The sequence below is a fragment of the Mesonia sp. K7 genome (assembly GCF_003233725.1).
Taxonomy (GTDB): domain Bacteria; phylum Bacteroidota; class Bacteroidia; order Flavobacteriales; family Flavobacteriaceae; genus Mesonia.
The window spans coordinates 1-21,612 of record NZ_QKQV01000021.1 but is presented as its reverse complement, the minus strand read 5'-3'; the positions used below and the strand labels follow the sequence as shown (position 1 = coordinate 21,612).

General features: G+C 34.3%; 31 protein-coding genes. All 31 read right to left on the bottom strand.

Annotated elements, in window-relative coordinates; translation table 11 throughout:
• Positions 1-179: 179 nt before the first annotated feature.
• Positions 180-386 carry a GDCCVxC domain-containing (seleno)protein gene (locus DNG35_RS12290; protein WP_111129405.1) on the bottom strand — a complete coding sequence of 69 codons (207 nt, stop codon included), beginning with the start codon at positions 384-386 and terminating at the stop codon, positions 180-182.
• Position 387: 1 nt separating this feature from the next.
• Positions 388-987, bottom strand: a complete 600-nt coding sequence (gene merTP / locus DNG35_RS11720; protein WP_111129403.1) for a mercuric transport protein MerTP — start codon at positions 985-987, stop codon at positions 388-390.
• Positions 984-1,358: a metalloregulator ArsR/SmtB family transcription factor gene (locus DNG35_RS11715; protein WP_086478608.1), complete on the bottom strand. Its 375-nt coding sequence runs from the start codon at positions 1,356-1,358 to the stop codon at positions 984-986. The genes merTP and DNG35_RS11715 overlap by 4 nt, the downstream gene beginning before the upstream one ends.
• Positions 1,359-1,595: 237 nt before the next feature.
• Complete coding sequence (locus DNG35_RS11710) at positions 1,596-2,801, bottom strand: intradiol ring-cleavage dioxygenase (protein WP_111129401.1); 1,206 nt, start codon at positions 2,799-2,801, stop codon at positions 1,596-1,598.
• A 90-nt stretch (positions 2,802-2,891) separates the two neighbouring features.
• Positions 2,892-3,314 (bottom strand): LytTR family DNA-binding domain-containing protein, encoded by a 423-nt coding sequence (locus tag DNG35_RS12220; RefSeq protein ID WP_158524901.1) that lies wholly within the window; start codon positions 3,312-3,314, stop codon positions 2,892-2,894.
• Between the two features lie 517 nt (positions 3,315-3,831).
• Positions 3,832-4,998: an exonuclease domain-containing protein gene (locus DNG35_RS11700; RefSeq protein ID WP_111129396.1), complete on the bottom strand. Its 1,167-nt coding sequence runs from the start codon at positions 4,996-4,998 to the stop codon at positions 3,832-3,834.
• Between the two features lie 243 nt (positions 4,999-5,241).
• A complete protein-coding gene (locus DNG35_RS11695) occupies positions 5,242-5,751 on the bottom strand; it encodes a MepB family protein (RefSeq protein WP_111129394.1) in 510 nt (169 codons plus the stop codon).
• Positions 5,752-5,912: 161 nt separating this feature from the next.
• Positions 5,913-6,812 (bottom strand): DNA adenine methylase, encoded by a 900-nt coding sequence (locus DNG35_RS11690; protein WP_111129392.1) that lies wholly within the window; start codon positions 6,810-6,812, stop codon positions 5,913-5,915.
• A complete protein-coding gene (locus tag DNG35_RS11685) occupies positions 6,812-8,320 on the bottom strand; it encodes a ParB N-terminal domain-containing protein (RefSeq protein ID WP_111129391.1) in 1,509 nt (502 codons plus the stop codon). Before DNG35_RS11685 ends, DNG35_RS11690 begins: the two co-directional genes overlap by 1 nt.
• 218 nt (positions 8,321-8,538) lie before the next feature.
• Positions 8,539-9,162, bottom strand: coding sequence for a hypothetical protein (locus DNG35_RS11680; RefSeq protein ID WP_146228877.1), 624 nt, complete (start codon positions 9,160-9,162; stop codon positions 8,539-8,541).
• A 12-nt stretch (positions 9,163-9,174) separates the two neighbouring features.
• Positions 9,175-9,447: a hypothetical protein gene (locus DNG35_RS11675; protein WP_111129389.1), complete on the bottom strand. Its 273-nt coding sequence runs from the start codon at positions 9,445-9,447 to the stop codon at positions 9,175-9,177.
• Between the two features lie 160 nt (positions 9,448-9,607).
• On the bottom strand, positions 9,608-10,495 hold the full coding sequence (gene ygiD, locus DNG35_RS11670) for a 4,5-DOPA dioxygenase extradiol (protein ID WP_199489117.1): 888 nt from the start codon (positions 10,493-10,495) through the stop codon (positions 9,608-9,610).
• 168 nt (positions 10,496-10,663) lie between these two features.
• The gene (locus tag DNG35_RS11665; RefSeq protein ID WP_111129387.1) at positions 10,664-11,386 is read right to left on the bottom strand and encodes a hypothetical protein; all 723 of its coding nucleotides are present in this window, start codon (positions 11,384-11,386) and stop codon (positions 10,664-10,666) included.
• Between the two features lie 147 nt (positions 11,387-11,533).
• Entirely contained in the window at positions 11,534-11,836 is a 303-nt protein-coding gene (locus DNG35_RS11660) for a type II toxin-antitoxin system RelE/ParE family toxin (protein ID WP_111129384.1), read from the bottom strand.
• Between the two features lies 1 nt (position 11,837).
• Positions 11,838-12,080 (bottom strand): hypothetical protein, encoded by a 243-nt coding sequence (locus DNG35_RS11655; RefSeq protein ID WP_369908094.1) that lies wholly within the window; start codon positions 12,078-12,080, stop codon positions 11,838-11,840.
• 121 nt (positions 12,081-12,201) lie between these two features.
• Entirely contained in the window at positions 12,202-12,387 is a 186-nt protein-coding gene (locus tag DNG35_RS11650; protein ID WP_233494487.1) for a hypothetical protein, read from the bottom strand.
• Between the two features lie 88 nt (positions 12,388-12,475).
• Positions 12,476-12,853 (bottom strand): nuclear transport factor 2 family protein, encoded by a 378-nt coding sequence (locus tag DNG35_RS11645; RefSeq protein ID WP_111129431.1) that lies wholly within the window; start codon positions 12,851-12,853, stop codon positions 12,476-12,478.
• Positions 12,854-12,869: 16 nt separating this feature from the next.
• On the bottom strand, positions 12,870-13,262 hold the full coding sequence (locus DNG35_RS11640) for an SRPBCC domain-containing protein (protein WP_111129380.1): 393 nt from the start codon (positions 13,260-13,262) through the stop codon (positions 12,870-12,872).
• A gap of 11 nt (positions 13,263-13,273) precedes the next feature.
• Positions 13,274-13,657 carry a VOC family protein gene (locus tag DNG35_RS11635; RefSeq protein ID WP_111129377.1) on the bottom strand — a complete coding sequence of 128 codons (384 nt, stop codon included), beginning with the start codon at positions 13,655-13,657 and terminating at the stop codon, positions 13,274-13,276.
• A 275-nt stretch (positions 13,658-13,932) separates the two neighbouring features.
• Positions 13,933-14,487 (bottom strand): dihydrofolate reductase family protein, encoded by a 555-nt coding sequence (locus DNG35_RS11630; RefSeq protein WP_199489116.1) that lies wholly within the window; start codon positions 14,485-14,487, stop codon positions 13,933-13,935.
• 201 nt (positions 14,488-14,688) lie between these two features.
• Positions 14,689-15,213, bottom strand: a complete 525-nt coding sequence (locus tag DNG35_RS11625) for a DinB family protein (RefSeq protein WP_111129375.1) — start codon at positions 15,211-15,213, stop codon at positions 14,689-14,691.
• 64 nt (positions 15,214-15,277) lie between these two features.
• The gene (locus DNG35_RS11620) at positions 15,278-15,871 is read right to left on the bottom strand and encodes a Crp/Fnr family transcriptional regulator (protein WP_111129373.1); all 594 of its coding nucleotides are present in this window, start codon (positions 15,869-15,871) and stop codon (positions 15,278-15,280) included.
• A 121-nt stretch (positions 15,872-15,992) separates the two neighbouring features.
• The gene (locus DNG35_RS11615) at positions 15,993-16,523 is read right to left on the bottom strand and encodes a dihydrofolate reductase family protein (RefSeq protein ID WP_111129371.1); all 531 of its coding nucleotides are present in this window, start codon (positions 16,521-16,523) and stop codon (positions 15,993-15,995) included.
• Positions 16,524-16,595: 72 nt separating this feature from the next.
• Complete coding sequence (locus DNG35_RS11610) at positions 16,596-17,333, bottom strand: helix-turn-helix transcriptional regulator (protein WP_111129369.1); 738 nt, start codon at positions 17,331-17,333, stop codon at positions 16,596-16,598.
• Complete coding sequence (locus tag DNG35_RS11605) at positions 17,330-17,593, bottom strand: hypothetical protein (protein ID WP_111129367.1); 264 nt, start codon at positions 17,591-17,593, stop codon at positions 17,330-17,332. Before DNG35_RS11605 ends, DNG35_RS11610 begins: the two co-directional genes overlap by 4 nt.
• A gap of 26 nt (positions 17,594-17,619) precedes the next feature.
• The gene (locus DNG35_RS11600; RefSeq protein WP_111129365.1) at positions 17,620-18,000 is read right to left on the bottom strand and encodes a DoxX family protein; all 381 of its coding nucleotides are present in this window, start codon (positions 17,998-18,000) and stop codon (positions 17,620-17,622) included.
• Positions 17,997-18,968 (bottom strand): SRPBCC domain-containing protein, encoded by a 972-nt coding sequence (locus DNG35_RS11595; RefSeq protein WP_111129363.1) that lies wholly within the window; start codon positions 18,966-18,968, stop codon positions 17,997-17,999. Before DNG35_RS11595 ends, DNG35_RS11600 begins: the two co-directional genes overlap by 4 nt.
• On the bottom strand, positions 18,958-19,476 hold the full coding sequence (locus tag DNG35_RS11590) for an SRPBCC domain-containing protein (protein WP_111129361.1): 519 nt from the start codon (positions 19,474-19,476) through the stop codon (positions 18,958-18,960). The genes DNG35_RS11595 and DNG35_RS11590 overlap by 11 nt, the downstream gene beginning before the upstream one ends.
• Complete coding sequence (locus DNG35_RS11585; RefSeq protein WP_111129359.1) at positions 19,466-19,798, bottom strand: metalloregulator ArsR/SmtB family transcription factor; 333 nt, start codon at positions 19,796-19,798, stop codon at positions 19,466-19,468. The genes DNG35_RS11590 and DNG35_RS11585 overlap by 11 nt, the downstream gene beginning before the upstream one ends.
• A 174-nt stretch (positions 19,799-19,972) precedes the next feature.
• A complete protein-coding gene (locus tag DNG35_RS11580) occupies positions 19,973-20,365 on the bottom strand; it encodes a VOC family protein (RefSeq protein WP_111129357.1) in 393 nt (130 codons plus the stop codon).
• 38 nt (positions 20,366-20,403) lie between these two features.
• Positions 20,404-20,925 carry a hypothetical protein gene (locus DNG35_RS11575; protein ID WP_111129354.1) on the bottom strand — a complete coding sequence of 174 codons (522 nt, stop codon included), beginning with the start codon at positions 20,923-20,925 and terminating at the stop codon, positions 20,404-20,406.
• Between the last annotated feature and the right edge of the window lie 687 nt (positions 20,926-21,612).

The window sequence follows — 21,612 nt, the reverse complement described above, 5'->3', positions numbered from 1 at the left end:
GCTTTTATGCGGTTGGACTCCGCTTGCTTACAACGTTTAGTATATGAAAAGTAGGCGATTTCGAAGCACTAAACTTTCAGTTGAGCATAAAGATTGATACGAGCCAAAAGCCTTGATTTTACTACTATCTCGCCTATTTTTTATATACATTGTTAGCGGTTCGGGCTTTTTTTCTTCGGTCAGCAACATTTCTTGTCTTGTTGAATTGGCGGACATTTCTCGCTCCCATAACTGCAATAAACACAGCAGTCTCCTTGTTGTGGTTTCAATACAGTTTTGCAGTTTTCGCACTCGTAAAAGTATTGGCAAGCATCTGTCGGCATTGTTTCTTCTTTTTTGTGTCCGCAGTTGGGGCAAGTGATTGTTGATTGCAATTTTATTTCCATTTTATTTTTCCTTTTTGTCTCTTACTGAATATCCTGCTCCGTTAATTGCTGTTTCGATTTCGGCTATGTTAGTTTTTGAGTTGTCAAATTCTACGATTGCGTTTCCATTCTCGTATGAAGCAGTTGATTTGATTATTCCTGAAAGTTTGTTCACTTCGTGGTTTACGTGTTCTTCGCATCCTGCACAAGTCATTCCGCTGATAGTAAACTCAACGGTCTGTACATTTGATTTGTCAACTACTATTACTTGTTTTTCTGTCTTGGGGTAGAAAATATGTGCATAGTAAGGAAAGGCAAGCATTACAATTGCGAATGCTGTAACAATTCCTAAAAACTTTTTACTCTGAATGAATTTTGGCTTTTCATCAGTTTCACAATCACAGTCTATTTCCTTTTTCGGTTTTAGTTTTTGATACCAAGCAAAACCAAGAACCAAAATTGTCAAACCAATTAAATACGGTCGGAAAGGTTCAAGCCACGAAAAAGAGGCAGCAAGTCCGCTTGTTCCTGCAATTAGTGCCAAAACTGGCGTAATGCAACATAGAGAAGCAGCAAATGCTGTTAAAAGTCCTGCTCCGATTAATTTATTGTCCTTTTTCATATTGTCTCAAAAATTTTGTTTTCGTCAAGTATTATGAAAAACGGTTCAAGCAAGTTTTTGTACTCGTTTGTCAGCGAGTAGAAAATGGTCTGTGCTTGCCTTTCTGTTTCAATGAGTTTTCGGTCTTTGAGTTTTCGCAGGTGTTGAGAAACTGCCGAAATGGTCATTCCAAGAACATCACTCAGGTCGCAAACGCAAAGTTGTTTCTCTTCATAAAGCAGGAATAGGATTTTCAGTCTGACGTTGTTACCCGCCAATTCAAGACCGTTCGACAAATAGTCAAACGAGCCGTTGAGTTCTGCAACTCGGTCTTTACAACGGTTGATTTGTTTAATGTCCGCTTGTTGTCTTATGCAAGAATTGTTTTCCATAAACACAAAGATAGTCAACTTGCTTATTTAAGCAAATGCTAAAATACAATATTTTAAAAATAACCCGATTTGTTTCTCGGGTCGTTTTTTTGCCTGACCGCTAACGGTCTTGTGTATGAGCAGTAGCGGGTTTAATGCAACAGCTTTTCGGATTACAATATAACTTTTTAAAATGAAAAAATGGTTCGAGTTCGCACCCAAACCGCTATTGCTTATACACGTTGTTGTACGCTGGCTTTATTCCTGCTTTGGTCTTGAAAGTTTAAAATATTCGTTTGCAGTTTCGTCAAGTCTTTCGGAAATTTTCTTGAAATTCTTTTGATTTGGTTTTAGGTCAACGTATTTGTCTATAATGTTACTCCGTTTGTATATAAAAAAAGTATTGTTCACGTTTGGGTCAATTTTATTCAAATGCACTTCTGAAGTTTTATCCTTAAAAGAAGGTACAAAAGTCAAGGCAACTTTTTTTAAATCGAGTTCAGTTCCAAGTTCTTCCAATTCTTGTGTTCTTTCGTTTTTATTGTAGTTCGTGTCTTTGCCATAAACAAAATATACTTTTAAATACTTCTCTCTTTTTTGGCTTTCTATGTCCAAAAATTTAAGCCAATCTTTTATTTCGTTCCAATTTGGTTTATTACCTACAAAATATAAAATTCCGTGATACCAACCGTATTTGCAAATCGGACAGGTTTTGGTGCCTTTGTCAGCTCCATAAGCGTGGAATGGTGTAAAGGAAATAATATCTTCGCCAATGTTCTTCCCTGAACTCTTTTGGCTAATATTCTCTATTGGATAATCAGGAATATTCAAGCCTAAAATGATATTGCGTTCGCCTATCCACATATTGTCTTTTTGTACAAATCTTATTACACCACTTCCTCCACGGTTTTCCATATTTTTTCTGCGTTTAGTGGTTAAAAGTGGGTCATTGTCAAACACAAAATCGTCAATATAATATGGTTCTTCTATATTTTTTTCTTTAACGGTAATGTGTATGTGTGCAGGTTCGCCTCTACTTGGATAAGTTCCAGGTTTTATGGTGTAAATCGAATAGTTACCTTGCTCATTTGTTTTTAACCAACCTCTGATGTAACCGTGAGTTTGGCCTAATTTATTTTCGGGCATATTTCTTTCTTCACTTTCTTTAGTAGCGTAAATTCCGTTGGCGTTCGTTTGATAATAATACAGAATTACGTTTGAAGCTGGTGTTTTACCGTCTATTTTATAAACTGTTCCGGTCAGCAAAATTTTCTGCCCTTTTTCTTTGAATGCAGGATTTGTATCGGTTGCGGACAAGTTTTTTGGCATCTTGTAATAAAATGGCATTGATTTATCAAAATCATCACTTAAAGTGTTTGTCTCTTTTTTGGTATTTTGACTGTTACAGCCTGATAAATTTAAACAAGCCAACAGCAGAAATACTATTTTAAAAATTCTTATCATTTATAAGTTTTTTCCAATAAATGTAAGTATTGATGCGGTAGTTAACTCAATATTCTGTTACGAATTGTCTGTGTGGTGTGAATAAATAGCTTACTGGATTAGCTGTTTCCAATTATTTCTAAAATGTCTGCTTAACCGAATGATTTGACCGTTTTTAAGTGTTGCGTCATAATCGCCATTATTTCTTGATTTTAGTTCTTTGACGTAAGCAGCATTAATAATTGATGAACGATGCACTCTTAAAAAAATAGTTGGGTCGAGTTCAGTTTCAAATTCCTTTAGGCTTTTATTGTCCAAAATCTTTTTTCCATTTGCGTGAACAATGGAATAGGGCTTATCAGTCGAAATAAATTGTATAGTTGAAGTTGAAATATTTAAAAGTTTTGAACCGATTTTTAGTTTTATTTTATCGGAATAAGGTTTTTTTAAATTGGTAGGTTTATGTTTTGAAATATAAATTGCAGGGAAAATGATATACCACAATAAAGCGATATAGAATTGATTAGAAAACACACTATTGAAAATATTTGAAAACCGATGTGTAGGACTAAAAATTAAGCTGCTAACAAACACAAATAAAGACGCAAACAGTAATATATGCAAAAAACTAAAAACTATTCCAATTCCTAAATTCAGTGGAAGTTTACTCAATTTATTGTTGGGATTAATAATTTTTATCAGTCGATTTATAAAAATGGTAAAAGGAATGAAAAATATCCAAAAAGTATTGTAAAGTGAAGATTCCGATAGATAAAAACCTGTTTGTTGTATTCTGCTATAAATGTAATCTTGAAGTACAGCCAATAGAAAAACAAAAATCACAATTATTAGGTAAAGTGGTAGCTTTCCAATTTTCAGGATTTTGAATTTTTCGCTAATGTAAATTGATTGTTCCAATGTTTCTTTCAGCTTGCGTACAACGGTTTTGTATAAGATTAGTTGCGTGGTTAAGCAACGAATTTAGCAAATACAAACCAAATAGAAAATCCGCGAGGATTTTCGTAAGTAGGCTCGTACCAAGCAATTAATTTTATACGTTGTTGTGTGGCGTATTTTTTTTCAGATGTTCAAAATCCGAATTCGTTAATATTTTTATTTTACAGTTCTTTTTTACGTTCAAATCGTGAACTTTTTGGATTTTAGACCAGCCAAAATCTGCTCCGATAATAACATAGTCTAATTTACTACTAATTCCAGATTTTATTATTCCACCATTTTCCTCAATAAAATTCTTTGCAGTTCGTCTGTCAGTCGTTATTTCTCCAGTAAAAATGAATGCTTTGTCTTTAATTTCAATTTTTTCGATTTCTCCTTTGTCAAGTGAATATTCTTGAACGTAATCAAGATTTTGATTTTTGACTTCTGCTGTTTCTTTTTTACGTTTTATTTTTTCTTTAACTTCTTTTTCGCTTAAAGTTCTTACTAAACTTTTATAATCTGGATAAAGTTCCGCAAGTTCTCCGAAAACGTAAGCACACACTTTTGCATCTTCTTCAGGATTATGTTTGTCGATATATTCAATGTCAAATTTGTCCGCTAATTCCGATAACTTTTTTGGATTTCCTGATTTTTCGGCAAGTTGCATTGTATCTAAATATTCAATTTCGTAACCTGAAATTGAATAAAGTTCAAATAGGTTTTTTAAAACACTTAAATCCATACTTGCATTATGGAAAACAATTAAGTTTTGATTAAAATACTTTGAAAGTTCAGATTCCCAAAGTTCATCGAAAGTCATTGCATAATCAACGTCTTCGGCAGTAATTCCGTGAATTCCAATATTCCGACTTGAAAACTGTTCTGATTCGGGTGGTTTTATATGAAAACTTGTTTGATAAGCAATTCTGTCATTTTTTATAAATACCAAACCTAAAGCACAAGCACTAATTCGGTTTTGGTTTGCAGTTTCAAAATCGATTACAATATGGTCAAATTTATTGTCAAAATATTCTGGAAAACTGTGAGGATTTTTAAATTCCGATGTTGTTGTTTTTTGCTTTATCGCTTTTTCGTATTGTGGTTTAAATTCAATTCCGTTTGACTTTGCTTTCTCGTACCATTTTTGCAAATGAGGTGCAAAAGTCAATTCCACAAAGTTGTAGAATAGAAATTCATTTTCGGTTTGAGGATTTATTCCGCTGACTGAAATTTCAATCGGGTTTTCTATTTTTTCTTTTTTCTTGAACCAATTAAACATTGTTTTTTCCTTTATTTTCGTTGGTTGGTCATATGACACACAACGGTCTCGGCTATGAGTAGTGCGGGATTTCGAAGCCGAAAATTTTCGGTTTGGAACGGACGGTAGCCAAAGCTACGCTTTGCGTTTTACCTTTCTTTTCTCCCAAAACGTCAAAGCGTAGCTTTGGCGGAATGGAAGACCGAAACTTCAATTTAGCGTTTAAGCCCGCATTACTTATAGCCATTGTTGTGTGTAGTGTTTTTATTTTTTATATAATTCGTTTACTTTCTTCAAATCAGTCGTTTTATCAATCTCATAAAAATAGTTCAATTGCCATTTTTGAGTTTTTTCCGCTTGTTTATTCAGTGTTTTATCCCAAACTGGATAAACTCTAAAACCTCTTTTTCCATCCTTTTTTTCGGTGGTTATGAAACCTTTGTTGATTAATTCGAATTTCGGAAATACAAATTGTCCAAAACGGTCGCCAGATTTCGCGTTGATTACATAAAAATCAAATTGGTCATTTTCAGAATAAGGTTCTGTTTCCCCATTTTGATTTCGTTTCCAAAAAGTCACAAATTGTCCAACTTTTTTAGGTGTTATTTTTGAACTTCTTGAAATTAGTTTCATTCCATTCAGTTCATATTGGCAAGCGTCATATTCGCTTCCTTCAAGTTCATTATTTTGGTTGGAAATATTGAGAGATAATTTGTCATAAATTTTTGTTTTAACCTCAATTAGATTTTTGTTCAGAGTTTCAAGTTCAATCATTTGTAATTATTATCTCTTATGTTCAAGTTTTTACGGTTGCTTTTTACATTACACACAACGGTATCGTGTATGAGTAGTAGCGGATTTCTACTCGCAAACCTTTCGGTTTTCACTAACCTTTTTTTTATGTTTTACCTTTCGTTTTATCACTTAAACCGCTATTACTTATACACAATGTTGGCGGTAGTTTTTCCTCTTTTTACTTTAAATCTCAATGGATTCCAATCTTCAATTTCAGGTTGTTCAATATTTTCGCTAAAAAACATTATTTCTTTTCCCTCTCTAATTTCATAAGCAGTATGTTTAAATGAAAACTCTTTTTTAGAACATTCAGCATACAGTTTTTGAATTTCTGGAACATTGTCATACGAAACAATCCACTTAATATTTTGAATGGATTTAATCTTGTCACTTACTTTTTTGTGATTCTTATCTTCGTAATGATTCATATAAAGCGTACTTGCTTTTAAATAATAAGGTGGGTCGAAATAAAAAAATATGTTGTCATTTAGGGCTTCTTGTTCTATTTTGTCTATTAATTTGACAGCATCTTTTTTATATAGTCGTATGTTTTTTTTGTGGGATGCAATGTTTTTTATTCTCTGTATTAGTTCGGATTTATTAAATCTACAATCCATTAAATAATTGCCCGTTTGTTCCATTCCGCCCATTACTCCTGCGTTAATTATTCCAGAACGATTGGTACGATTTAAATAAAATGTAGAGAAACCTAAATCAAGTAAATCGGCCTTTTTTTTATTTGATTGAACTGATTTTTGTTTTTTCCATTCATTTATGGATAGTTCTGCGTTTTCTATCAGTTCACATAATTGGTTTGTTTTATTTAAAACAGAATGCCAAAAAGCATAAATTGAACGGTCTCTATCATTTATAGTTATTTTTTTTACAAATCCTTCCATTAGTAGAAATAATGCAACAGAGGCTCCACCAGAGTATGGTTCAACATAATGGCCATTAATCTCATTGTCAACACATATCTTAGCAATAAATGCCGAAAGTTTGTTTTTTCCTCCTGGATATCTAAGTGGTGAATAATGCATTATATCTCTCTAATATCTAATAACTCTTGAAATAGTGGAAACAAGAAATCCCAAAAGCCATTCAAAAATTGTCTGTTTAAATAATGTGAATCTTGACTATGAATAAATCCATTCAAAACATCTAATGAGTATTGAGAAGTAGGGTCTAATAATCTACCAACGATATTTTGAGGTTTTCCAGTCAATTTGTTTGTTTTGATATATTCCAAACGTTTTTTTAATGGGATATTTCTCAAATCGTCTCGATAGTATCTTTTTAAATCATCCTCTATACCTTCTGTTTCGATAAATTTGAAAACTGCTAAATCAACAAAAACTCTCAATGAGGATGAGACAGTATTTTTATATCCTAATGATATTCTTTTAAATTCGTTAAAAAGACCTAAAAGTCTATAACTATCTGTATTTAAACTATAAATGGTTAAAACCATTTTTGTACGGTCTGGATTACCTTTTAAATGATTAATTGGGTCTGGCGTTGGTTCTGGTTCTGGTTCATCTCCATTTTCCCCATCTGAAGTATCTCCATTCGTGTCCGATTCTGTTGTGGGTTCGTCATCATCTGACGTATCTCCTTCATCATCAACATCATCAACTTCATCAGAATCAAAAATTACGGTGGGTAATGAGGTAAGTACTTCTTCTAAATCTTCTTTTTTCAGTCTGGTATTTATTTTGTCATCCTCTTTGTTAACTATCCTTTTTATTAATTCCGTGAAAGCATTGTAGAAACTATCTTCATTGGAAATTATATTAACATTAAGTCCATCATATTCTAATCCCCATTTTTCTTTAACATCTGCAAAACTGAAAAATCTTTCTAAAATCGTTATAGGAAAGCGATATGAATCAGCCAATTCAAATTCTTCATCAGTCAGTTTTTCTTTTACGGTATCTAATTTTACAAAATCTTTAATTTTTAGAGTTCTAATAATTCCTTCAAGCTCACTCTTAGTTAGCTTTGTTACAGATAAAATTCTGTCAAGGTCTCCATCGTGTTTTTGGTAAAGCGTAACTATCCATCTTTGCTGTTGAACTCTTGACCATCTTCTTTGAAGTGTTGATGAACTATTTCTTTGATTAATATACCATTCTGCATCTTCAAAAGATGGTGCAACATTTACAGGTATTTTTTCAATTGTTGTAGTGTCAATTTGGGAAGATGCTTTACGGATGAAACTTCGAATAGATTTTGGTGATTTTTTTGGTTCACGCAATAATTTCAAAGCTATAACACGTCGATTTCCTTCGGCAACATAGTATTTATTGTTCTTTTCATTTTTCCAAACTACAACTGGGTCGGCTGGAACGAAACCATCTGCAACAATTGAATTCACGAGTGCAAAAAAATCATTTTTTTCAGCATTGTCAAAAGTTAAATCCTCTGCATATTCTTTTAGTGTTAGATGAGTTTCTTCTGGATTTAATCTTGGATTCTCTGGCCATAATTTCAATTGGTCAACAGAACGTGGTGTTTTTTTTATCAGCCAGTCGTAGTTTTTAGTCATAAAATCGATTTAAGTTTTCTACAATTTCAAATTTAATTAAATTTTGATTGTTAAATTATGGTTTTCCTCAAATTACCGCCAACGGTCTTGTATAATTACCCAGCTAAGGGAATTTGGGAACTAAAGATAGTAAAAAGAACTGACTTTGATGCGTGAGCGTTTGTGTCCGCAGGACACAAAACCTTAGTTGGAATTATACGTTGTTACCACACGTTTTTTTATTCAGCTGTTAATTTTTTAATGTCAATAATTTTGTCTAAAATCAGATAGGTTGATATTGTAAAATCTTCATCGTCGTTCGATTTTGCTTCCTTGTAAGCGGTTAAATAACTATGAGCCGAAGCCAAAAGTTCACCATTCAAAATTTGCCAATATCCGAGATTTCTATATCTGTATTGAGGTTTTCGTGAGTCAGTTTCATTAGTTAATGCCTGTTTGGCATAGAAAATTTCGTTTTCTATATCAATGGTTTCTCTAAATTCAAATACTTTCCAATTATTTTCTTTTTCATCCAAATAGCTAATTATTAAATATCGTGATGTTAGAGGTGTGTTTGCTTTACTCAAAGATTTAATTTCTAATAATCCTTTATAACCTTTGATTCCGTCGATATCTGTATCAAACAATTTTTCAAAAATAATATTACTTGATGAAATAACTGGAAAACTTTTTGATGGTTTAAAAACTACTTGTGAAAGCATTTCTTTACCTTCAGGCAAGTCTAGAATTTTCAGAGCCTGCAAAAAATCAGTAGTAGTTTTTTGAGCATCTTCTAAATTATACTCTTGGGAAAAACATATAGTTGAAATTAAGAGTGAGAATATTATAGTAATTTTTTTCATTTCGTTCAATTGTTATTTTTTGTCCGGATTAATCATAAGATAATTAAAGTCTTTTATTAGTTCCTTAATGTGATTTTCGATATTGGTTTTGTTTGCGATACCGTTTTCCTCTAAATGTTCATTTGCTTTAAAAATTAATTTGTCGGAAAGACTTTTTATTATGGGACTAAAATTATTTCCATTTTCTACCTGCGCTTGAAAAGTTCCGCTATTATTATAAACTGATTTATATTTTTCCTTATGTTCCCGAAATATCAAATTCAGTACTTGTTTTAATTGTTTCATCGTTTTTTTTTCAAATGTGTGGTAACGGTCTTGTATATGAAAAGTAGCGGATTTTACGCACTAACTTTTCAGATTATAAATGGCATTAAATTTATAAAATTCATTTTCATTTTAGCACTTAAACCGCTATTTTTTATATACGTTGTTAGCTGCTGCCTTTTTAATTTGGTTCAATCTTTAAGGATGTCATTGTCAAAGAACCTCCAACGGGTTTATCGTTAAATAAGGTTATTTCTTCCTTTTCTTCTCTTAAAGCCAAGGTGTAGAGTAGTGGCAAATAGTGTTCGGGTGTAGGAATAGCCAAATCAAAAGCTCTTCCTTGTGATTTGAAATCAATCAAGGGTTGAAAATCGTCACTTAAAATATGATTTTTCATTTTTTCGTTGGCTTCTGTTGCCCAATCAAAAGCAAATTCTTCGTTGAGTTTGTTCCAAGCAACCATTCGTAGGTTATGTACCATATTTCCACTTCCTATAATAAGTACACCTTTTTGTCGAAGAGCACTAATTTGTTTCGCCAATTCGTAATGATAATGGGCAGGTTGTGTATAGTCTATGCTCATTTGAATTACGGGAATGTCTGCATTTGGATAAAGGTGCTTTATAACACTCCACGCTCCGTGGTCAAGTCCCCATTTGTCATCTAATTCTACCTTTGTTTTCGTGATTAGCTGTTTGGTTTGGTTTGCTAATTCTGGACTTCCTGGTGCTGGATATTGTATATCAAATAATGCTTGCGGAAAACCACCAAAATCGTGAATAGTTGGTGGGTTTTGCATTGCTGTTACATATGTTCCTCTGGTTTCCCAATGCGCAGAAATACATAGTATGGCGTTTGGCTTTTCTATTTCTTTCCCAATTTTTCTAAAGCCTTGAACAAATTCGTTTTCTTCAATAGCATTCATTGGGCTTCCGTGTCCAAGGAATAATACAGGCATTTTATCTGTATTACTCATTGAAGAAGTCATTTTATTTAAATCTTTTAAATTCATAGTAGAACCTATTAATGGTAATAATGCCAATGATTTTAAGAACCTTTTTCTATCCATTTTATAGGTATTTGCTTATTCAGGTTGCAGCTAACGGTCTTGTATAACAATCAGTTGCGGATTGTTTGAAAACTAAGATAGCTAAAATTACTGACTTTTATGCTTGCGCGGTTGTGTCCGCAGGACACAAAGCCGCAATTGTTGTTATACGGTGTTAGGCAAAGTTTTTTATTCGATATAATTTTGACGTTTTGCGTTTATTTTCCAATTTTTAATTTTTTCTTTATCCCAAATTATCCAGTTATTACATTTGAAACTTCCTTTTAAAATTGTATCATTTTCAAAAAGACCGAATTCATTTTTAAGTCTTAATTCAAATTCACCATAGATATCAGATGCTATTGAGTAGTCAAATTTAGAAATTTTTATTTTGTATTTGTCAATTGATACGGATTTGAAATCAGTCCCATTGTATTCTTTGTCAGTTGATTTAGAGTATATGTTTATTTTTTTAACTAAACTATCTTTTAAAACAATTGTTAGAAATTTAAATTGTCCGTTTAAACGCTCAATATAACCTAAATCTCTTGTTTGCAATACGGTATTCCATCTTTGATTAGAATTCTCGCTCAATGTATCCAATGTTTCTTTTGTAGGTATTCCTGTCAACAGTTGTATTTTTAAACTATTATTTTTTTTGTCTTTGTCACAATTACATACTGAGGCAATACTGTCGATTTTTTTAGAATTTGAAACTGTTATAAAGTCCCAAGCAATTTTTTCTGTCAGAGAAGTGTCAATTTGAAAACTATTTTTAAACCTCTCTTTTTTGGGAACCGAGTTTTGTATTATTTTAATTCTTTGGTCAATTTCCTTTTTCCTCTTTTCTTTGTTTTGGCAGCCGGAAATAAAAATGAAAATCATCAAATATATTGGAAGTTTGTTTTTCATAATTTTGCCTAACGGTCTTGTATAACCGTCAGTTACGGGTTAAGATGCGTTAATTTTCGGTTTAGCACTGGCGTTAGCAATTCCGAGTGGATTCGGACTTAGTCGAATCCGCCGTAATTGCGGTTATACATTGTTGGGCTTTCGTTTTTATAATTCTTTGTCTAATTTATTCGGGTCTTGTCTTGTGTCGAATAACGTAACAATATTTATCCGTTTGGAATTATATCGATAATATATAGTCGTTTGTTTTGTGACTACACATTTTCTTAAACTTTTTCCTTTTTTGGATTCGGGAAATATTTCAGGCTGGTTTTTAATTATCTCAATCGATGAATCTAATTTATCTACAAAATCCTTTTTTACTTTTAAAGACCATTCTTTAATTAAGTATTCGAAAAGTTTTTCTAATTTCCTTTCCGCTGTTTTAGAAATAACAACTTTTCTACTCAATTTATCTGTGTTTTTGCATAAAAGATTCGTAATCCGTTATTTCTCCGTTTTCTATTTCACGAGAAGCTATTTCAATTTCATTTCGTTGCTCAACAGACAAATCATCCCAAAAGTCAGCAGTTTTAGCTTTTTTAAAAATTTTTTTAATTGACTCAATGATTTTAGGATTTTCTGTATCCAAAAGCATTTTTACCAATTCTATTTTTTCCGCCTGAATATTCATCTCATATTTATTTATATCCAAAAATAATGATTTTAACCTGAAATTTTGATTGGAAACGATTTTTTTTAAATGAAGCCCAACTCGTTATATCAAAACAAATATAATCGTTTTTATATTATAATTCGCCGGATAACAACACTTCTTAACCATCGATAAGCTCAATTTGAATATGGTGATTTATACCATAGTCAAGGATACCTGAGAGGTCTATGGAACGGCCCTCAATCCTTAACACCTTATCAGCATCTTCTAAATCGAAATTGACACGGTAATCCGGATACAATCGCTCGAGGTCAGCTATTATTTTCTTGGCTAGCTTTTCCTTCATTACATTCGTCTTGAAGATTTCAACGACGGCTTGTGTTCGCCTGGGGTGACCCATGTCACTCTTGGGTTTATCTATATTTGTTGGTGTATTATACTTCGATAGCATACGATGTCATGGTTTTTATTTTTTGACCCTTTGCATTTTGAAACACATAAAAATCAGCAAAGGCATAGCGCTTTCCGTTTTCCATCGTTATTACCCCGTTTGCAGCGCCTTCTTTGCCGTGCGATAGGATTTGGTGTATGGTCAATTCAGCGGCTTTTACAGATTGCATTTTTTCTAACTCCTCCGTAAAGGCTTCTTTTCCTTCAATTTTTTTGTCTCCCATAATGTTCCAAACGATGTCGTCTGTTACACTTTCGATTAAAAATGTGAGGTTCCCTTTGGCAAATTCAATGTTCAACTGTTTTAAAAATTCCATTTTGGGTGAGTTGCCACAATTCGGACTGAATATTATTTTGGTCATTTTCAGATCGGTTTTCTTATTCACAATAATGCTTCAATCGATAAAGAAACATCGCCCAATTGTAATTGCACCAACGGTAAAAATCAGTTCGTGTACGCCAATCATAATGTTTCAATTTTACTGTAGTCTTATGCTCTCTTTCGGTAAGTTCAAAAGATACCTTCGTTCCTACCCACTCTCTGTCGGAAGCCACACACTCCCAAACTATTTTGTTGTTTTCTACGAGCTCCAGAACCTTAAACTTTGTGAGGTAGCCCTCATCAAAATCAAACTCATTTACAAAACCTATTTCCGGTCTTACCTTGAGTTTTTTCGTCCATATTTGGCTTAATCCTTTTTCAGTGGTAAGGGTGTCGTAAACGCTACTCATAGGCGCGTTGATATGATTGATATGTTCTATGCTTTCCATCACATCAGTATTTATTTCAATGAATGAAATCCAATGGAGTTTCCTTCAGGATCTTTGACAATAGAAACAAAACCGTGCTTACCAATAGCCATTTTGGGCTGTATAATTTCAGCGCCATTTTCAGCAGCTCGGGTTTCCAAAACTTTGCAATCTTCACCACCAAAATAAACGAGACTACCATTGGTAGAAGGCTGTATGCCTTCCATTTTTACCAAGACACCTGCTGCACCGTAATTTTCCATATCGCTAGGAAAGCATTTCATTTGGACGGAAGGATCTGTGGGATCGCCCATATCTTCCATCGTTATTTGCAGTACAGCTTCGTAAAATTTTGTGGCTCTATTGATATCGTTTACGTATAGCTCGAACCACACCACGGGATTTATTTTTTTCATCTTTTGTATTTTTTAACTTGTTTGTCTTACAAAATTGGAAAAACAATATGAAAAAGAACTTGCCCTATGACAAGTTCTCGGCTTTTCATAAGACTTCTTTTTTACACGATATAAAGCAGGTTATTCCTTTAATTTGGATGGTTTATGAAAGAAACGGAGTAAATCTTTCACACGATGTTCATTTAACATGAGCCCCAGTGGCAAGTAAACGTGCTCCGTCTTTTGATACTTTCTACGCCAAGGTTGTTCCAAATGCTCTTCGGTTTCATATGGCTCTACTTTGGTGTATACTCCACTAAAACATTTCCTGACTTAAATGAGTTGACCGTTATTAAATTCAAGTCCATTTGCTTGATAGCATTTAAAAAAAGAGGGTTACCCGACCCAAGAATGACAGGATTAATCATTATTCGGAATACGTCTATCAATCCATTTTTGATTAGTGTTTCACTCAAGTTTGCACTTCCAAAAATCAAAATATCCCTTTCCGAACTTTTTTTGAGTTCGCCTACTACTTTTAGAACCTCATTTTGAAACAGCTTTGTGTTTTCCCAATTGGCTTTCCCCAAGGTTGTAGAAAACACTGTTTTAGTAGTTCCATTCATTCGATCAGCAATCGCTGGATAATTGGTAATAGCCTCTTTCGTTGGCCAGTATTCTACCATTATTTTATAGGTTTTTCGTCCGAAAATCAAATGGTCCGCAGCATTTAATTGCCCAAGGGTAAATTCGTTGAATTCATCATCTACGTTATGCCAATCTAATGCTTCGTTTTTTCCTTCAAAAAACCCATCAAGGCTCATCATATTAAACAGTATCAGTTGTCCCATTGCATATCAATTTTTAATCCTTTACATTTAAAAGCATCTTGTTATTTGTCTTAAAAATTTCCGTAATACCCCCTACTATGGGTGATTTTTCCATTTCCTATTTCAACATATGCTGTATTTTCGATTTTACACCCATCACAAGTTAATACTTTATCACTTTTTTCCTAACAAGCAAAATACGTTTGAACACCTCCTGAATTTTTACGGTGACTTGTACTTTTTCAGGTCATTAAATCGGATGGTTTTTTCTAATTGATGCAGGTGTCTTTGGGTATGGTAGGTATTGAACCAAATCCATTCAAAGCGTGTGAATTCGCCATATGCTGGAATCGAAAAATCTGTACAGGTAAACGACAAATCTTGGTGTTGTATCACTTCTTTTATTTGCGCAATCCGATCTTCTAAGTTTTTTATTAAAGTCTTTTTGTCGATGCTTTCTTCTGATGGTAAAATTTCCTTGGGTGCATCCATTTTTATCGAGGTATCCAAAAATAGGGTTTTTATCGGTTCCAGCTTTTGGTCGATGGGCCGGTTGGTTTCTTTTGTGTTCCCGTTTAAGGTTTCCACAAAGGCATACGATTTTAAGAGATGCTCCCCTATTTGCCCTACAGACCAACCTTCTTTTGGGTACAGGTTGATTTGCTCTTCCGATAATGCGGCAAGCGTTTTTAACAAACTCGAGGTTGTTTTGTGAAACTCGTTGTACGTGATTTGTTTGAAATCCATGCTTTTCCCTTTTTAATAAGCGATCTGTACAAATTTCCAAAAAAACAAACTGATTACACTTGTCCTATGGCAAGTTCTCAGTTTTATATAAGACTTCCTTTCTTATCCTGCTCAAAGAAGTGTCGGTAATGCCCAGGTAAGAAGCGATGTATTTAAGTGGTACTTTTTTGATGATTTGGGGGTTCTCGTTCATAAGGTCCAAATAGCGTTGTGAAGCACTTTGTGTATGCATCGTCACGGCGCGGTGTTTTGCCATAAAAAGTTGGTGGGACATCCACGTACGGCCCCATTCTGTAAAACCCTCTATGCTACTGTATAAATTTTGAAAATCGTCAAATTCAATTTTATAAACTTCACCATCTGTTAGGGCTTGTAGGCTTTCTTTGGAAGGAATGCGAAGGAATAAAGAAGCTACTTCTATGAGAATATCATGGGGACCGAAAAAGCCGGTGGTAATTTCGTTGCCTTGATAATCGATCACATACGAGCGAAACAAGCCCTTTTTAATTAAATAATAGGCGTTACTCACCTTCCCTTCGTTTAGGATGATTTCGTTTTTTGAAAAGGCTACTTTGGTATGCGCCTGCATCAGCACCTTGTAATCTTCTTTTTGAATGTTGGGGTGGTTATAGATGTTTTCGAAAAAGGAAGCTTCCATTCTTTTAATTTTGTTTAAAAATAAGAAAAATAGCCTAGGCTAACATTTAAAGCACTTGGATTTAGGCTTATTTTTTTATCTTCCTTCACGCGATGGGTTTATTTACGCGGCAACTTGAAGGCTATTTTCTTTTGTAAGACAATTGCACCAAACCTGTTTCAAAAGTTTTGGCACTTACAAATTCCAATGATTGTTCAGGCCTACCGTCCTTAAATAACCGGGTACCCTTCCCCACAAGAACAGGCACTATAGAAACGGTCAGTTCGTCGATCAGGTCATGTTTTAGTAATTCGTTAATGATTTCTGCACCCCCATCGCAATAGATAGCTTTTCCTGCTTTGCTTTTAAGCTGGGTGACCAAGGCCTTTAGGTTCCCTGTGTAAAATTTGATGTTACCCTTATTCGGACGTTCGGTACGTGTCATCACATATACCTCACGTTCCCCATTATCGTAATGCGAAGCCCCAATTTCCTTGGCGACATAATCATAAGTCTTACGGCCAATAATAATGGTGTCTATGGTAGAGGTAAAAGTTGCATAGCCATAATCTTCTCCTTCTTTTTCTACTCGTTTCAAGAAACTAAGATCATCATTGGGTTGGGCTATATAACCGTCTAAACTGGTCGCAATAAATAGTTTTATTTTTCTCATAAGATGTAATATTCTAACACACTACAAAAATAGGAATACCTTGGAGGCTTTGCTTTGGAAAAAAACGACATTTTAAAGTTTGGAAGGCAAAAAACCTGTATGATGCTTAATGGCGTTGGTGAGGTGGGAATGATCGTAATATCCACATTCAAAAGCAATATCCAGTAATGCCGTAGGCTCCGTTTGTGAAGCTATTAAATTTAAGGCGTTTTGTAACCGCATTATATTGGTATATTCTTTAGGCGTTAAGCCTATAAAGTCGTTAAATAACCTTTCTAGTTGTCTTATGGAAAACCCATGTTGTTTCGCTAACTCTTCAACAGTTATTCGTCCCTTTAAAGCCTGTACCGTAGTTACGGCGGGTGCTAAACTCATGGATGCATCATTTTTCCTTTCCGTAAAAAACCGGTTTAAATAGTTCGTATAGGTTCCATTAAAAAATAGGTCTTTTTCGAAAGAAAGGTTTCTGTCGAATAGAACGGTATTATTTTTAAGCTCGCTTAGCGGAGCATAAGCAAAAAAAGAGGAGAAAGCGGCAGGTTGAAGACATACCCCTACAAGGTGTGTGTTTTCGCTTACAAAACTTTCTTTATAGGTTGTCATTGCCCCAACTACATAAGTTTTGCCGTGTTCCATGATTGCCCTCCCATTATCGGTGGTACAGCTATCACCTAAGTTTATAATTAAGCCCGGGCAACCATCTGGGAAAATACGTTCCCAATGATGACTAGAAGCTTCTCCTTTCAATTCCCAATAAGTGTGAATGTAGTGGGTAAGCGCTTTACTTGGTTTTGACTCTTTATATTTCATAGTTGGGGTAAAAATAACAAAAAACAACCGCGCTCATGCAAGGCGCGTAACCAAAGGTCACATTTTTGGTCAGCAATCCCATTTTCATTTTTTATTATATACAGGCATACATGGGGATTGCGTATCTTTTCGCCTAACGCAAATCCTTTTTTCAAACCAAGCTTTATTTTGGTAGGTTTTACAATTAGCTCACCGTTATAGCCAAGTCTTTTTTTTGCAAGATTGTAAAAGTCTGAAGTGATTATGTACTTTTCTTCCATGCCATGGAGCTAAGTTTAAAATGATATCATTCTTCATTTCTAGCGGTGATTTTTTGAGCATACACATAAGAAAATCCTAATACTACCCCTACAACGAGAGGCATGACGACATTTGCGACTACTTGGTCTACCGCAAGGTGGCTTATGATGGCAAAAATTAAATTGAAGGTTAAACCTGCATACGCCCACTCCCTAAGTTTAGCAGGAAGTTTCGGAAACATGATTGCCGTTGCTCCCATTATTTTGCAGATAATTAAAGCGTAAGCAAAATAGTCGGGGTAACCCAATGGTTTTGTACCTGCATTAAAATATTCATGGGCGAATAAGAGGGTCGCCAGTGGCATAAGTGCCTCCATTGCAAAAATAATGGAAGTGGCTATCCAAAATATGATTTTATTCTTTTTCATGATGATGATTTGATTTGGTAATTAACCATCCAATTGATGCCAAACTTATCCGTACAACTCCCAAAATATGCCCCCCAAAACATATCCTTGATGGGCATTTCTATCCTTCCATCTTCAGAAAGAGCATCAAAAAGCCGCTTGGCTTCTTCACGGGATTCAGGCTCTAGGTTGATGTGCATATTATTTCCCGTATTCACGCTCATCCCAAATTCTTTAGGGGCGTCCGTTCCCATCAAAATATGTCCTCCTAGTATGGGAAGCTCTACATGCAGTACCATTTTTTTAACCGACTCATTCATAGGAGGATGGTCATGGTCAGCTGGTACTTCGTCAAAGCGTTGAATACCGTTGACAAAATCGGACTGAAAAACTTGCTTATAAAAAATAAAGGCTTCTTCGGTATTGCCTGGAAAGTTGAGGTAAGTGGATACCCGCGCCCTATCATGGGTTTTATTTTGTTGACGTAATCTAAATTGGGATTCAATGTAGTGGTCAAGGTTTGCAAGCGCCATTTCAAAACCTTCTTTAAAGCCCATATTGATCATTGCCTCTATATCTTCCAGTTTATCATGCTTTAAGGTAATATCTACCTGTGTGACTTCCTCTTTTGCTGTAAAAATATTTGTCCATAACGAACGTGGTTTTAGGGTATTTTCCTGACCATTTTCATCACAGAAGGCATCCAGCCATGACAATCGCTTGTTGGTTTCGATGGCTTTATAATCTGCCTTACACCATGTTTTTTCATTTTCTGGACTTACCATAGCATAAAGCCACATTCCTCCTACTTCTAAATTTAAGGTTTTAGTTTCTATATGATAGGGTTTTGGCGCCCACCATTGGTTTAACAATTCTGGTTCCGTCCAGGCTTTCCAGATCATTTTAAGATCTGCGTTAAATTCTCTTTGAATATGAATGGTTTTGTTTTCCTTGTTTACCGAGAAATTGAATAACAAACTACTTTTCATTTTCTTTACTTTTAAGCGTTTCCAATAGATGATCGAGTTGAGTTAAGCCTGCTGTAAAACCTTCCTTAAAGCCCATTTCGATTATTTTTTCTAAATCACCCAGGCTATCAAAAGTTAAGGTAACATCTACCAAGGTTTGATTCTCTTTTGAAATAAATTGGTTATCCCAATAGTTCTGTGGCAATTCTTGGCTCATGGTTCCATTTTCATCGCAAAAGCCATCTTTTGCCTTAAAAGACTCCTTCTCCTTAATAGTGAGGTAAAGCACTTTTGCCCAATGTTTTTCTCCCGCTGGACTCACCATGGCATAGTGCCAGTGGCCCCCTTCTTTAAAAACCATTGATTTGGTCTCTGCTTTCCATGGTTTGGGTGCCCACCATTGGTCTAATAGTTCTGAACTTGTCCAAGCTCGCCAAACTAAGGCAAGTTCGGCATCAAACATTCTTTGAATACGAATACTCTTGTTTTCCTTGTGTACGGTAAAGTTGAATAACAGGCTACTTTTCATTTTTCTTGTTTTTAAGTGTTTCTAATACATGATCGAGTTGGTTGAATCGATTCTCCCATATGGCCCTAAATTGCGCTAGCCATTGATCGATTTCTTTCATTTTTTCGATTTTCAACTCGTAATAGATTTCTCTGCCCTGTTGGGTTGAAGTAACCAAATCACACTCATTCAAAATTTGGATGTGTTTCGAAATGGTAGGTCTTGCGGCCTCAAAATTGTCGGCAATGGCACCCGCTGTCATCGCTTGCGAAGTGAGGAGTACCAAGATCGCTCGCCTGGTTGGGTCGGAAATCGCTTGAAAGATGTCTCTTCTTAATTTCATTGTGAAGTTATTTGGCTACAAATATATATGAAGTTATTTAACTACGCAAATAATTTTTACTAACACAGACGAAATATAATTTCAAATGAATAAGTTGAATTACTTCCTATAATCCTTTTTCGCCTGCGTTTAGGTAAGCTGAATAGCGTGTTTAGAATTCGCTGTATTGAAACATCATTCGTTCAGCTCAGTCACAATAATTTCATTGCCATCTATATCATAGCAATGAAAAAAAGCATACGCTGGGGTTTTGATAATTTCAGTTTTCAGTTTTACGTCATTGCCCTTAAGCTGATTAAAAAGAATCTCTATCTCCGTAGTATAAATCACCATGGTAGGTTGCTCACCAGTTTGATTTCCTATACGCTCTCTTTGTTTTTTTGTATCCGCTTTTAAAAACCATATCCCTAAAGAATCAAGCGGTTCACTCCCTATGTGCAAGAATCGTTGTCCTACATCCGTGGTGACATCAAACATGCGTTGAAAGCCAAAATTTGTTTCATAGAAATTAGCTGATTTCTCATAGTCCTCTACAAGTAGGACTATTCTGCCCAAATAGTTTTTCATAAAAAATAAAATTTATAGATTAATAAAATAATAGAAAATTACAGGGAAGCATACTCTAGGAGTGCTTTTTGATAAAGCTTTTGATGTGCCTGTTTGTTGGTGGGTTCTACCCAATTATAACCAATGGCTTCCCATTCTTTAGCATATTGGTCAAGAGACAACAATTGAATATACTCCATGCCACATATCACATAATCTCCCCAAAATTGCAGTAAATAACCTCCGTTTTTAATATGGTATTTATTGGCTTCATTATAATCCTTAAACCACTCATGGATGAAGCCAACCCCATTGCTTCTATAAAGCATATCGTTTTTTACCACTTGTTGCTTTAAGTCTTCCCAACGAGCATACCCGTATGCTAGAGCAATGATATGGTAGACGTCTTTTAGACGAATATGTTTTCGCTTTTCTTCAATTTCTGAAGCAGTTAGGTTTTGAAAAAAGGAGTGAGGTAAATATTTATTAACAGGTGCGTCAATGGCTGATGGTATACACTTGTGTAGTAATTTGGCCTCAACTTTAAGTTGTTTGAGCCGTATTGGACGTAATTCTTTCATAATATCCTTTTTTTGCCATTACTCACAATAGGCGGATTTATGAAACATATAAATATTGAAAAGGAAAGGTGACATTGTCTTTTGTGAGTAAAGGCATCCTTTCATACCTAAAAACAAAAGTATAATAAATTTTTAAAACTCCAAACTTAAAAACAAGTTAGCTGTTTTAGACACCAAAAAATCATGAAAAAAGTACTCGTGCGACAATAATCGATCAAAAATATAAAAGCTGGTCAATTTACAGTTATTTTATTTTGGTCTCATGTGCTTATATAGGCAAACTAAACATATACATCTTTGGTTACTTATGTTAAAGCTGAAGAGAAAAAAGGCTTCTATGAGTTTGTATTTGGGAAAATTTTAAGCGTAGAATATTAATTTTTCTTATTCTAAAATCTACCTTTTTGGTTAACTATCGATATTAAAAAACCCGTAGTCATCACCTACGGGCTTATATTATTTCATCAATTACATCACTGTAACTATGAAAAATAAATTACTCCTTTCAAATATATTAATTTTTTTATTTATAGGTTTCATTGCAAAACATCACTTTATCTTTTTATACACCATCGTTAAAATTATGTAGCCTTTATTCAGGACGGGTGTATTATACTGATATAGGTTGACTCTTTTTTGATAGCTATATTTTAATATTTAGATGTTGAGTTGGTGTAAATTTACATT

Excerpts from the sequence above, each read along its gene's own strand:
- DNG35_RS11590 (WP_111129361.1), bottom strand. The coding sequence starts at position 19,476 with ATGAAAAGTAGCCTGTTATTCAACTTTACCGTACACAAGGAAAACAAG.
- DNG35_RS11620 (WP_111129373.1), bottom strand. The coding sequence starts at position 15,871 with ATGGAAGCTTCCTTTTTCGAAAACATCTATAACCACCCCAACATTCAA.
- DNG35_RS11600 (WP_111129365.1), bottom strand. The coding sequence starts at position 18,000 with ATGAAAAAGAATAAAATCATATTTTGGATAGCCACTTCCATTATTTTT.
- DNG35_RS12290 (WP_111129405.1), bottom strand. The coding sequence starts at position 386 with ATGGAAATAAAATTGCAATCAACAATCACTTGCCCCAACTGCGGACAC.
- merTP (WP_111129403.1), bottom strand. The coding sequence starts at position 987 with ATGAAAAAGGACAATAAATTAATCGGAGCAGGACTTTTAACAGCATTT.
- DNG35_RS11675 (WP_111129389.1), bottom strand. The coding sequence starts at position 9,447 with ATGAAACAATTAAAACAAGTACTGAATTTGATATTTCGGGAACATAAG.
- DNG35_RS11650 (WP_233494487.1), bottom strand. The coding sequence starts at position 12,387 with ATGAAGGAAAAGCTAGCCAAGAAAATAATAGCTGACCTCGAGCGATTG.
- DNG35_RS11640 (WP_111129380.1), bottom strand. The coding sequence starts at position 13,262 with ATGGAAAGCATAGAACATATCAATCATATCAACGCGCCTATGAGTAGC.
- DNG35_RS11645 (WP_111129431.1), bottom strand. The coding sequence starts at position 12,853 with ATGACCAAAATAATATTCAGTCCGAATTGTGGCAACTCACCCAAAATG.
- DNG35_RS11715 (WP_086478608.1), bottom strand. The coding sequence starts at position 1,358 with ATGGAAAACAATTCTTGCATAAGACAACAAGCGGACATTAAACAAATC.
- DNG35_RS11685 (WP_111129391.1), bottom strand. The coding sequence starts at position 8,320 with ATGACTAAAAACTACGACTGGCTGATAAAAAAAACACCACGTTCTGTT.
- ygiD (WP_199489117.1), bottom strand. The coding sequence starts at position 10,495 with ATGGATAGAAAAAGGTTCTTAAAATCATTGGCATTATTACCATTAATA.
- DNG35_RS11605 (WP_111129367.1), bottom strand. The coding sequence starts at position 17,593 with ATGGAAGAAAAGTACATAATCACTTCAGACTTTTACAATCTTGCAAAA.
- DNG35_RS11665 (WP_111129387.1), bottom strand. The coding sequence starts at position 11,386 with ATGAAAAACAAACTTCCAATATATTTGATGATTTTCATTTTTATTTCC.
- DNG35_RS11585 (WP_111129359.1), bottom strand. The coding sequence starts at position 19,798 with ATGAAATTAAGAAGAGACATCTTTCAAGCGATTTCCGACCCAACCAGG.
- DNG35_RS11575 (WP_111129354.1), bottom strand. The coding sequence starts at position 20,925 with ATGAAAGAATTACGTCCAATACGGCTCAAACAACTTAAAGTTGAGGCC.
- DNG35_RS11635 (WP_111129377.1), bottom strand. The coding sequence starts at position 13,657 with ATGAAAAAAATAAATCCCGTGGTGTGGTTCGAGCTATACGTAAACGAT.
- DNG35_RS11700 (WP_111129396.1), bottom strand. The coding sequence starts at position 4,998 with ATGTTTAATTGGTTCAAGAAAAAAGAAAAAATAGAAAACCCGATTGAA.
- DNG35_RS11630 (WP_199489116.1), bottom strand. The coding sequence starts at position 14,487 with ATGGGACAACTGATACTGTTTAATATGATGAGCCTTGATGGGTTTTTT.
- DNG35_RS11595 (WP_111129363.1), bottom strand. The coding sequence starts at position 18,968 with ATGAAAAGTAGTTTGTTATTCAATTTCTCGGTAAACAAGGAAAACAAA.
- DNG35_RS11580 (WP_111129357.1), bottom strand. The coding sequence starts at position 20,365 with ATGAAAAACTATTTGGGCAGAATAGTCCTACTTGTAGAGGACTATGAG.
- DNG35_RS11625 (WP_111129375.1), bottom strand. The coding sequence starts at position 15,213 with ATGGATTTCAAACAAATCACGTACAACGAGTTTCACAAAACAACCTCG.
- DNG35_RS11615 (WP_111129371.1), bottom strand. The coding sequence starts at position 16,523 with ATGAGAAAAATAAAACTATTTATTGCGACCAGTTTAGACGGTTATATA.
- DNG35_RS11695 (WP_111129394.1), bottom strand. The coding sequence starts at position 5,751 with ATGATTGAACTTGAAACTCTGAACAAAAATCTAATTGAGGTTAAAACA.
- DNG35_RS11690 (WP_111129392.1), bottom strand. The coding sequence starts at position 6,812 with ATGCATTATTCACCACTTAGATATCCAGGAGGAAAAAACAAACTTTCG.
- DNG35_RS11680 (WP_146228877.1), bottom strand. The coding sequence starts at position 9,162 with ATGAAAAAAATTACTATAATATTCTCACTCTTAATTTCAACTATATGT.
- DNG35_RS11610 (WP_111129369.1), bottom strand. The coding sequence starts at position 17,333 with ATGAAATATAAAGAGTCAAAACCAAGTAAAGCGCTTACCCACTACATT.
- DNG35_RS11710 (WP_111129401.1), bottom strand. The coding sequence starts at position 2,801 with ATGATAAGAATTTTTAAAATAGTATTTCTGCTGTTGGCTTGTTTAAAT.